The organism is Bacillus arachidis, from assembly GCF_030285945.1.
In the GTDB taxonomy this organism is placed as follows: domain Bacteria; phylum Bacillota; class Bacilli; order Bacillales; family Bacillaceae_G; genus Bacillus_A; species Bacillus_A arachidis.
The window spans coordinates 513330-523726 of the sequence record NZ_CP127376.1; the positions used below are offsets into that span (position 1 = coordinate 513330).

General features: G+C 35.3%; 7 protein-coding genes. 5 read left to right on the plus strand and 2 right to left on the minus strand.

Features of this window, described 5'->3' with window-relative positions:
* The first annotated feature begins 29 nt into the window (after positions 1 to 29).
* Positions 30 to 5342 (plus strand): lamin tail domain-containing metallophosphoesterase family protein, encoded by a 5313-nt coding sequence (locus tag QRY57_RS04310; protein WP_286016741.1) that lies wholly within the window; start codon positions 30 to 32, stop codon positions 5340 to 5342.
* Between the two features lie 12 nt (positions 5343 to 5354).
* On the opposite strand, the gene QRY57_RS04315 is transcribed toward QRY57_RS04310, so the two are convergent.
* Positions 5355 to 5579, minus strand: coding sequence for a mother cell protein YfhS (locus QRY57_RS04315; protein WP_026592528.1), 225 nt, complete (start codon positions 5577 to 5579; stop codon positions 5355 to 5357).
* A gap of 123 nt (positions 5580 to 5702) precedes the next feature.
* On the opposite strand from QRY57_RS04315, the gene QRY57_RS04320 reads away from it, so the two are divergent.
* The 4 genes from QRY57_RS04320 (at position 5703) to QRY57_RS04335 (ending at position 9231) form a co-directional block, all read left to right on the plus strand.
* Positions 5703 to 6107 (plus strand): gamma-type small acid-soluble spore protein, encoded by a 405-nt coding sequence (locus QRY57_RS04320; RefSeq protein WP_081811053.1) that lies wholly within the window; start codon positions 5703 to 5705, stop codon positions 6105 to 6107.
* Between the two features lie 263 nt (positions 6108 to 6370).
* Positions 6371 to 6625, plus strand: a complete 255-nt coding sequence (locus QRY57_RS04325; RefSeq protein ID WP_026592529.1) for a YgaB family protein — start codon at positions 6371 to 6373, stop codon at positions 6623 to 6625.
* 261 nt (positions 6626 to 6886) lie between these two features.
* Positions 6887 to 7417: a nucleoside tri-diphosphate phosphatase gene (gene ntdP, locus QRY57_RS04330; RefSeq protein ID WP_026592530.1), complete on the plus strand. Its 531-nt coding sequence runs from the start codon at positions 6887 to 6889 to the stop codon at positions 7415 to 7417.
* 53 nt (positions 7418 to 7470) lie between these two features.
* Positions 7471 to 9231 carry an ABC transporter ATP-binding protein gene (locus QRY57_RS04335; protein ID WP_208018675.1) on the plus strand — a complete coding sequence of 587 codons (1761 nt, stop codon included), beginning with the start codon at positions 7471 to 7473 and terminating at the stop codon, positions 9229 to 9231.
* A gap of 13 nt (positions 9232 to 9244) precedes the next feature.
* Here QRY57_RS04335 and QRY57_RS04340 read toward each other — a convergent pair whose 3' ends face one another.
* A complete protein-coding gene (locus QRY57_RS04340; RefSeq protein WP_026592532.1) occupies positions 9245 to 10333 on the minus strand; it encodes an aromatic acid exporter family protein in 1089 nt (362 codons plus the stop codon).
* Positions 10334 to 10397: the final 64 nt, after the last annotated feature.

Genomic DNA, 10397 nt, shown 5'->3' on the forward strand with positions numbered 1-10397 from the left:
TAATGAAAAAATTTAAAGGGGGATAGGAAATGCTAAAAAAAGTAATCAGTTCAGCAGTTATAGCGACCTTTTTGCTTCAAACAGTAGCTGGGTCAGGCTATATCACTTTTGCTGAGGAGAAGGAACAAAGTCAGCAAGTTCTCATTTCAGAAGTGCATTATACAGATGATCTACGCTATATCGAATTATATAACTCATCAGAGAAAGTTATGGACATGAGGAATGTTCAACTGAAGGTCAATGGAAAAGTGCTAAAATTTAAAGATGAAAATGAAAAGCAATCTGTACAACCAAAAGAAACGAAGTTAATCTTATTTGGAAATAATACAGTTAATAAGATTAATGAGCGTTATAAGACAGAAATAAAAGAAGATCAAGTTTTGTTTGCTACTGAGGATTTAAGTGATGAACAAATTAGAATTGAAGTAACGAACGAGAAAAATAAAACGGTAGATGTCATTGAGACAAGAAAAGAGAATAAAGATATATCCATTCATTCTTTTTGGAATGAAACAAAGAAAGAAATAAAAAATGAAATACCATCGCCAGGAACTTATACTACATTCCAATCGCAGGGGAAAGAACCAGCATCTACAGAATCTCCACAAAAAAAGGCAGTTCAGTCAGATTCAAAACAACTAGAGCCAGTACCACCGAAAGCTGCACCTACAGAACCTACACAACCTAACTCTAAAGAAACGATAGAAAAGCAAACCGCACAAAAAGAAAAGCTGTTACAAGAAACAGCGCATGTACCTAAAACGAAAATTAATGCACATGAAGATTTACCGATTGAACTTCAGTTGGCAAGTGTATATGATGCGGCAAAAGTAAACCTAGTATATCGTAGTGCTAACGGTTTGTTAATGAAAAAACTGGAAATGAACAAAGGTGAGAATAATTTGTATTCTACTGTTGTTCCAAATCTAGATGTTTGGTCTGATACGTTTACATATTGGTTTGAGATTGAACAGGATGGGAAAATGATCACATTTCCAGAAAAAGAACAATTTAAGAGTACTATTGAACATCAAACTGAAGATTACACCAAAAATGGGACAGTTATGATTACTGAGCTCATGCCAGATACGATAAATGTGAACGGGAAAGATGGATATGAATTTATAGAGATATACAATAATTCAAGTGAAGCAATGCAATTGAAAGACTATAAACTTATTTATAAGTACTCAGAAGCAGGAAGTGAAGATTGGCATTTTACAGAAAATGCGACAATCCCATCAAAAGAAACGAAAGTGTTTTGGATTAAAAATGAAGGAAATGTAGAGTTATCAAAACAAGATTTTATTCAAGCATACGGTGGAAATATAACGGAAGAACAAGTGCTTCAAATTGAATCAGACGGAATGTCTAATAGCGCTGGAAGAACCATTCAATTGGCTGATCAGTATGGAACAGTTTTATCATCTGCAACATATGAGAAATCGGATGTAAAGGTTGGGCAGAGTGTTGCTTATACATACAAGCCTGAAAGTGTTGGAATGCAAAAAGTAGGTTTGTTTGAAAAAGGAACACCTGGTGTGCAAATACCATTTCAAGTACCGTTAGAGCCAGTAAAACAAACAGATCAAGTTGGCGTTACGATTGAGCATACGGCATCACCTACTCATACAGAGGCGGAAGATTTAACTATTACTGCAACGATTAAAGGTGGGGAAAATGTAGCTGTTTTGTATACTCAAGATGGCAAATTAACACACAAAAAATTGCAGATGAACAAAGACGGAAATAGCGATATTTATAAGGTGACAATTCCTCAAAAAGAGCTATGGGGGAACTCATTATTCTATAAAATTGTCGTACAAGGGAATCAAGAAACAATTGAAAAATCCTATGAAACAAAAGTAGAACATAAAAAAATAGATCCGCAAAGCGCATCGCCATTTTTGATTACCGAAGTGACGCCAGACACGACGAATGTTGGGAAAGCAGATGGATATGAATTTATTGAAGTATATAACAATAGCGAGCAGGATCTTAATTTTAAGGATTATACAATTCGATATCGATATCCATCTGAAGGACCAGAGGGGGATCTCATTTGGGGATCCACTCCCGATGATGTTGTAATTCCATCGGGGCAGTCTCTCGTATTTTGGGTTATAAATGGTGAAAATAATGAGAAGAATGTAGCCGATTTTAATAAACAATTTGGAGCGAACTTAGTAGAAAATAAAAATATTGTTAGAGTATATTCAAATGGAATGGCGAATGGAAGTGCCCGTGGCATTGTCGTTGCAACAAAGACGGGGAAAGAAATAGCAGCTGCTTATTACAATGATCAAGCAAACCAAGCTGATGTGAAAGCGAATAAGGGGATTTTATATCGCTATCCTCAAGATGGCTCACAAATTATGCAAAAGATTAGTAGTGCAGAGCATAATGCATCTCCTGGAACTGTATTCGAAGGGCAAGTACCGACTGAGCGAGTTGCTTTGAAGGCAGATGCAATTCCGCCGACAATTTCACATAAACCGGCAGAAGGGCTAATTTCTGAATTTCGAGATCATAAATTAAGTTTTTCTGTTCTTGATAACGAACAAGTAAAAAGTGTGAAACTATATTACAAAATGAATTCTAATGCAGAATATAAAGTAGAAAATTTAGTAGAGAATCATGTAGATAAACAATATCATTATACCGTTTACTCACCTGAACTAATTGGAAAAGAGAAAATAACATATTACTTGGAAGCCTCTGATGGCTTAAATGTAGTAAAAAGTGATATGTACTCAGTGCAAATAGATGGTGAGAAAGATAAAGGCCCTCTTCGTCTTAATGTAAAAGATGATGAGGTAGTTGCAAAGCAAGTCTTATTAAAAGGAACTTCATCGTCGGTTGGATCTGAACAACTTTCTCTTTTGGTGGATGGACAGAAAGTAGAGACGAATACATATCGCGCTTTAGAGAAGCCTGCCTATTTTGCTTTTGATGTAAAGCAAACTGATTTGTATTTTAAAAACGCGGTTACGATTGGGAAGGACGTATTGCGTGTATTTGACGATACGTATAGTGATTATGTCACATTAACTGTAAAAATTGATCAATCAAAAATTAAATATAATGAACCGTTCAAAATTGATATTCGCTCTGGCACAAAAACGTCTCCATTTGATGATCGAGTTCAAGAGAACAAAGATGATTTTTATTTAAAAAATGTTCGCCTTGTATTAGCAGATGGAACGACTTTATATGATCCGAACTTTGCAAATCCAACTCAGGAGTTATCAGTTGGTGATGGAGATACATCAACACCAGTATTTACGTTTGAATTCAAAGTTCCAGAAGAAAAATTTATTTCGAATGCGTACTTATGGGATACAAAGCAAGTGAAGGACGGGAAACATCGAATTGCAGTGCAAGATGGTGTGAATAAAGAAACTGTTGCGAATGTAAAAGTTGATAATACACCGCCACAGATTTCTACTACAATACAGAATAAGAAATATAAAGGGAAAATTCCAATTGATGTAACAGTTACAGATGATATAGCAGGAATAAAGAGTAAAAAAGTGATTTTAGATGGGAAAGAGATTGAAACTCCATATGAAACGTCCTCTGGGAAATTAGCAGCAGGAAAGCATGAGCTACATATGGAGGCGGAGGATCAAGTGGGAAATCGTCAAGAAAAAACAGTTATGTTTGAAACTTGGGCAGAAAATCCAACCGACCCTACTCCGATTGCACCTAAAGACGGAGAGGGAAATGTGAGTACGAGTCCGACACTTGAAGCAAAAGTAACCGATCCAACAAACGATGCAATGAAAGCAACATTTTATAAGGGATATGCGTATAAGCCGAATGATACGGAACATATGAAAATTACCGAAAATTCGATAGAACAAGAACCACCACAAGCTTTTGCTGTAAATGGTGAGAAAAGTTTCGATCAAGAGAAGTTAAGTAAAGTTAGTAAAAAAGATGGGGAATATTATACAACGGAATCAACAGAGAAATTTCCATATCATCGCTTTGACGTAACTGTTGCAGATGATGTGAAAAATGATGATATGGTGGAAGTAAAATGGTATGGACATTCTCTAGAAGGAAGAAAAGTTACGATGTATGCTTGGAACTACATGACAAATAAGTGGACAGAACTTACATCGAAAATTGCTGGGGATAAGGACTTTGAATTAAAAGGTGCTGTAATAGCGAAAGAATATGTAAAAGATCAAAAAGTAAGTGTAATTGTGCAAGACCAAATCCCAAGTTCGCCAAACAAGTTTGATTACACATTTGTCTGGATGTCGGATACACAGTATTACTCTGAAAGTTATCCCTATATTTACAAAAGTCAGGTTGACTGGATTGCTGCACAAAAAGATCCATTAAATATTAAATATGTATTCCATACGGGAGACCTTGTTGATAAATCATATCAAGAATTTCAATGGCAGCGTGCAGATGAATATATGAAAGTGCTTGAGAATGCGAAAGTACCATATGGTGTGTTGGCTGGAAATCATGATGTAAATCATAAAGACGAAGACTATACAGCATACTCGAAATATTTTGGAGACTGGCGTTTTAAAGATAAGCCATTTTACGGTGAAAGTTATAAGAATAACCGTGGACACTATGATTTGATTTCAGCAAAGGGAAACGACTTTATTATGCTGTATATGGGATGGGGCGTCACAGATGAAGATATTCAATGGATGAAGGAAGTGTTACAGAAATATCCGAATCGAAAAGCGATTTTATCATTCCATGAATATTTACTTGTATCAGGTAATCGTAGTCCAATCGGCGATAAAATTTATAATGAGGTAGTTAAACCAAATAAAAATGTGTTAGCTGTGTTAAGTGGACATTATCATGATAGTGAGACACTAGTTGATGAAATTGATGATAATGGAGACGGCATCGCAGATCGTAAAGTATATCAAATGCTGGCGGATTATCAAGGAGGACCAGAGGGTGGACAAGGATATATGCGCCTTTTACAATTTGATACAACTGCGAACAAAATGTATGTCAAAACGTATTCTCCATATTTAAATGAATATAATTTTTATAAACCAGAAGAGTATCCAGGAAAAGATGAATTTGAATTAGACGTTGATTTAAAACCTGCGATAAAACAAGTTGCAACAGACTATGTAGAAGTAAACGTGTACACGAATGAAGTAATTGGTAAAGATGATTTTGTGGCAAATTGGCGCAACGCAAAAGTAAAATGGGAGAACTTAAAGGAAAATACAACGTATCACTGGTATATAAAAGCTGAAGATCGATATGGCGGTCGAGTAACTTCACCCGTTTGGTCTTTTACAACAGGTAAAAAGGGGTGGAGATGGAGCGTGTTCCCGAGTTAGGGAACACGTTTTTTAATCATAAGAAATTTTTGTACCGTGTGTCCAATCCGCTTCGTTTTTTTGAAGACCGCCTCGTGATTCAATTTCTTTTATGATTTCTTTATAAATCGTTTGGCCTTCTACATTTAAATAAGGCATGATTTGTTGCAAGGAATGGTGAAAATAAGCCAATTCATCTTGTTTCCATTCTTCTTTCGAAATCATAGATAGTTCCGTCATATCGCGTCCAACGTACATGTGTACACCTCCATCATATGTAGTTTGAATGAGCCAAGGAAGATATATGCACCAATAAAAAAATAATTTTACGGATATCTTTTAGAAGGGTTGGTTACATTATTGGTTGTGGAGGTGAGAAAGATGAGTAAAAAACAACAAGGTTATAACAAAGCAACTTCTGGTGCTAGTATTCAAAGTACAAATGCTAGCTATGGTACAGAGTTTGCAACTGAGACAAACGTACAAGCAGTAAAGCAACAAAATGCGCAATCAGAAGCAAAAAAAGCACAGGCTTCTAGTGCTGGCGTTCAAAGTGCAAATGCTAGCTATGGTACAGAGTTTGCAACTGAGACAAACGTACAAGCAGTAAAGCAACAAAATGCGCAATCAGAAGCAAAAAAAGCACAAGCTTCTAGTGCTGGCGTTCAAAGTGCAAATGCTAGCTACGGTACAGAGTTTGCTACTGATACGGATGTACAAGCAGTAAAACAACAAAACGCAAAATCAGCAGCGAAAAAATCACAATCTTCTAGCACGAATCAATAACAAAGAAAAACACTTCTCGATTCAAGAGAAGTGTTTTCTTTATTTGCAGTGTAGTGACGAAAGACAAAGTTTTGTTACTAGTGAAGGTCTCATACTATTCAAATCGATTGCTTTGAGAATTTTGTTGAGAGAGGCGACATAACTTCTAATAAGTCAACAAATGTAGTCAAAGGAGAAGGAGTTGGGAAATTAGAAAATAGTTAATAGAGATGTATCCCGTATTAATAGATAGTGAGAATTTATTTGAAACAGGGGGGGAAATAATGAATTCATTTGATAAGTTAGTAGGAGAGCAGTTACAGACAATGGATGAGTTATTGAAATTACAAGCGCATTTAGAGAAGTACCAACAGATCGAAACAAATGAGCAGGATACGTATGATAAAAAAGATTTACATTTTATTCGTCAAGAAATACACAAAACGGAAGAAGCTTTGAAGCTTTTGCATGAAAAATTTGAGCGACAAACAAATGAAGTGATTCATTCTTTTGAAGCTGAAAAAATAATTTCTAACTAAAGAAGTGACGTGTTCTAATATTTTAGATGGAGAAGTCCTTTTTAAATTCATGAAAAAGGGCTTTTTGGTACATCCTGATTTGCCAATGAAGAGTAATTCATTGGCGCTTACGAAAGTTGGATTGTATCGGTTTAGTTTTAAAATTTTGACAAAAAAGTTATAATAGAAAAAAAGTGAATTCGGCTCAATACGTTTTTAACAGGAACGATACGAGTTAAGACAACTTTAGAAGAGCGTTCACAGTGAAAGAAGGGAGCACGTATGGGATTTCCCAAAGAAGGAGAAAAAGTACAAATACATAGTTATAAACATAATGGCTCCATTCATAGAATGTGGGAAGAGACTACAATTTTAAAAGGTACGCAAAGTCTTGTAATTGGTGCAAATGATCGGACTGTAGTAACCGAATCAGATGGTCGGACATGGATTACGCGTGAACCTGCAATCTGTTATTTTCATTCGAATTATTGGTTTAATGTAATCGGTATGTTAAGAGAAGAGGGAGTATACTACTATTGTAATTTAAGTTCTCCATTTGCATATGATTCTGAAGCATTAAAGTATATTGATTATGATTTGGATATTAAGGTGTATCCAGATATGACATATACACTTTTAGATGAAGATGAGTATGAAAAACATAGTCAGATTATGAACTATCCTCCAGTTATTGATACAATTCTAAAGAGAAACGTAGAGTATTTAACGCAGTGGATTCATCAAAGAAAAGGACCTTTTGCGCCAGATTTTGTAGACATGTGGTATGAGCGGTATTTAATGTATAGAGATTAGAACAAACCTGCAGGGATTTTCCCGGCAGGTTTGTCCTATTGAGGGGGGATTACATGCAGGGAATAAAAAGATATTTACAATTTGTAAAACCATATCGGTGGCTTATTACGATTACAATTATTATTGGACTCATTAAGTTTGGTATTCCGCTTATTATGCCGTGGTTATTAAAGTATATTATTGATGATGTCATTCAAGGTGGTGGATCACTCAGTGAAAAAACATCCCAATTGATAACGGCAATCGGGATTGCCTTTTTCATTTTTGGTGTACTGAGACCACCTGTTGAATATTATCGTCAATACTTTGCGCAACGTATTGGTAATACGGTACTTTATGACTTACGAAAACATATTTTTGGGCATCTGCAAAAGTTGAGTTTACGTTACTATTCAAATACAAAAACAGGTGAAATTATTTCGCGTGTGATCCATGATGTAGAGCAGACGAAGGATTTTGTTATTACAGGGCTTATGAACGTCTGGCTTGATACAGCTACGATTTTTATTGCAATCGTAGTTATGTTTTCTATGAATATAAAATTAACGCTCGTTGCATTGTTAATTTTGCCAATTTATGCAGTTGCGGTGAAATATTTTTTTGGGCGTCTTCGTAAATTGACGAGGGAGCGCTCACAAGCATTGGCAACGATGCAAGGTTACTTACATGAGCGTATTCAAGGGATGCAAGTGACGCGTAGTTTTGCGTTAGAAGAGTATGAAAAGGGACAGTTTGATAAGAAAAATAATGATTTTTTAACTAAAGCATTAACACATACAAGCTGGACAGCGCGAACATTTTCTGCGGTGAATACGTTAACGGATTTGGGACCATTACTTGTTATTGCGTTTGCGGCGTATGAAGTGATTCAAGGTTCCTTAACACTTGGAACGATGGTTGCTTTTGTTGGCTATATGGATAGCTTATATAGTCCGTTACGCCGCCTTGTTAACTCTTCTACAACACTCACACAATCATTTGCATCAATGGATCGGGTATTTGAGCTTTTAGACGAAAAGTATGATATTGTAAATACGCCAAATGCGCTTGAACAAAAAAAGCTTTTTGGTGAAATTGTATTTGATCAAGTTTCGTTTCGGTATAATACTGATGAAAAAGATGTACTACACCATCTTTCTTTCTCAATTCGTCCTGGAGAAAAAATCGCTCTTGTTGGAGCGAGTGGAGGTGGAAAGTCATCCCTAGCTAGCTTAATTCCAAGATTTTATGATGTTTCTAGTGGTGCAATTTATGTAGATGGTGTGAATGTGAAAGATTATAATGTAAGAAATTTACGTAGTCATATTGGTATTGTCTTACAAGATAATTTGTTATTTAGTGATACGATTCAATCTAATATTTTATATGGAAATCCAAAAGCAACGAAAGAGGAAGTCATTGCGGCTGCAAAAGCAGCACAGATTCACAATTTCATTATGAAATTACCAGACGGCTACGATACAGTTGTTGGAGAGAGAGGCGTAAAATTGTCTGGTGGGCAAAGGCAGCGTGTAGCGATAGCGCGTGTGTTTTTAAAGAATCCTTCTTTACTTATATTAGACGAAGCAACTTCGGCTTTAGACTTAGAGAATGAAAGGTATATTCAAGAGGCGCTTCAAATATTAGCTGCGGATCGTACAACAATTATTATTGCTCATAGGTTAGCTACCATTACACATGTGGATACAATTATATATATCGAAGATGGTGAAATAAAAGAAAAAGGTTCTCATGAACAATTAATGCAAAAACGAGGATTTTATTATAATTTATATCAAATTCAACATATAGAAGAAACAGCCCATTCGAAATAAATGGGCTGTTTCTTTATTCATCATCTTTTTTTTCATCGATTTGTAGTTCATTCTCTGGTTTGTGATACGTATAAAAACTATCTACAAGTAAATCAAGATGCTCAACTTCTTCACTGTAATTGATAATGGAAGAAATAAGAGGGAAGAGATGTAACCATATTTTATACGATTCTTCATCATCCTTATTTTGATAGTCCATAAATATATCAATTAATTCTTGCTTACCAGTTTCTACTTCATCAAGCATTTCAACAGACTGTTGTTTTTTTGCTTTACCGATAAATTTTAACAAAACTTGTTCATGATAGTGTGTTAATGAATCTAATTCATTTTGAATGGATTCCTGAAATGACTCAGGCATATACCTCAATTCATTTTCCGTGCGATGTAATGCTTTTAGTGTACTTAATGCACGGCTGGTTGTTGCTAACATTTGTCTAAATAAAACGAGCTTACGAATTTTTGCAAATTGTACTTTTTTCGTATAGCTTCTTTCTTCTTTGTAAAGCAAGTAGTAATGATTTAATTTAATCATTTTTTCTTTCATACGATCAATATCTGTTTTTAGTGTTGTAAAATCAGAAGCTTGCCTGCTGTTCATACGAATCCATTTTACAATTTCTTCTGTATCATCAACGATGCGATGATATAGTTTTGTTTCGTATTTTGGTGGCATAAAGATTAAGTTTACAAGTGAAGCTGCAATAATCCCGACCATAATAGTTGCAAAGCGAAGCAAGGCGAAATCAAAGAAGTTTGCTCCTTGATATTCCATAATAGCAATAACCGTTACTAAAGCAATGGATATTGTATTTTCTAAACGTAATTGTAGTGTAATCGCAATAACTAATATACAAGTTAATCCAATGATAAAAGGATTGTGTCCAAAAGCAAATGCAAATCCGATAGCGAATACTGCACCAATTACGTTTGCTTGAATTTGTTCCAGTGCTGTCAAATACGAACGGTATACAGATGGTTGGACAGCAAAAATTGCTGAAATTCCCGCGAATACGGGACTCGGTAGTTGGAGCAAAGTACAAGCAAATAAAGCTAATGTAATGGCAATACCCGTTTTTAAAATGCGAGCACCAAGTTTCATACCCTATTTAATATCCTTTCTCTCTTGTCATAATGAATGTACAACATGATACTATACATTCATT

Coding starts and splice junctions, on each gene's coding strand:
- QRY57_RS04325 (WP_026592529.1), top strand. CDS start 6,371: ATGAATTCATTTGATAAGTTAGTAGGAGAGCAGTTACAGACAATGGAT.
- QRY57_RS04320 (WP_081811053.1), top strand. CDS start 5,703: ATGAGTAAAAAACAACAAGGTTATAACAAAGCAACTTCTGGTGCTAGT.
- QRY57_RS04310 (WP_286016741.1), top strand. CDS start 30: ATGCTAAAAAAAGTAATCAGTTCAGCAGTTATAGCGACCTTTTTGCTT.
- QRY57_RS04335 (WP_208018675.1), top strand. CDS start 7,471: ATGCAGGGAATAAAAAGATATTTACAATTTGTAAAACCATATCGGTGG.
- ntdP (WP_026592530.1), top strand. CDS start 6,887: ATGGGATTTCCCAAAGAAGGAGAAAAAGTACAAATACATAGTTATAAA.
- QRY57_RS04315 (WP_026592528.1), bottom strand. CDS start 5,579: ATGTACGTTGGACGCGATATGACGGAACTATCTATGATTTCGAAAGAA.
- QRY57_RS04340 (WP_026592532.1), bottom strand. CDS start 10,333: ATGAAACTTGGTGCTCGCATTTTAAAAACGGGTATTGCCATTACATTA.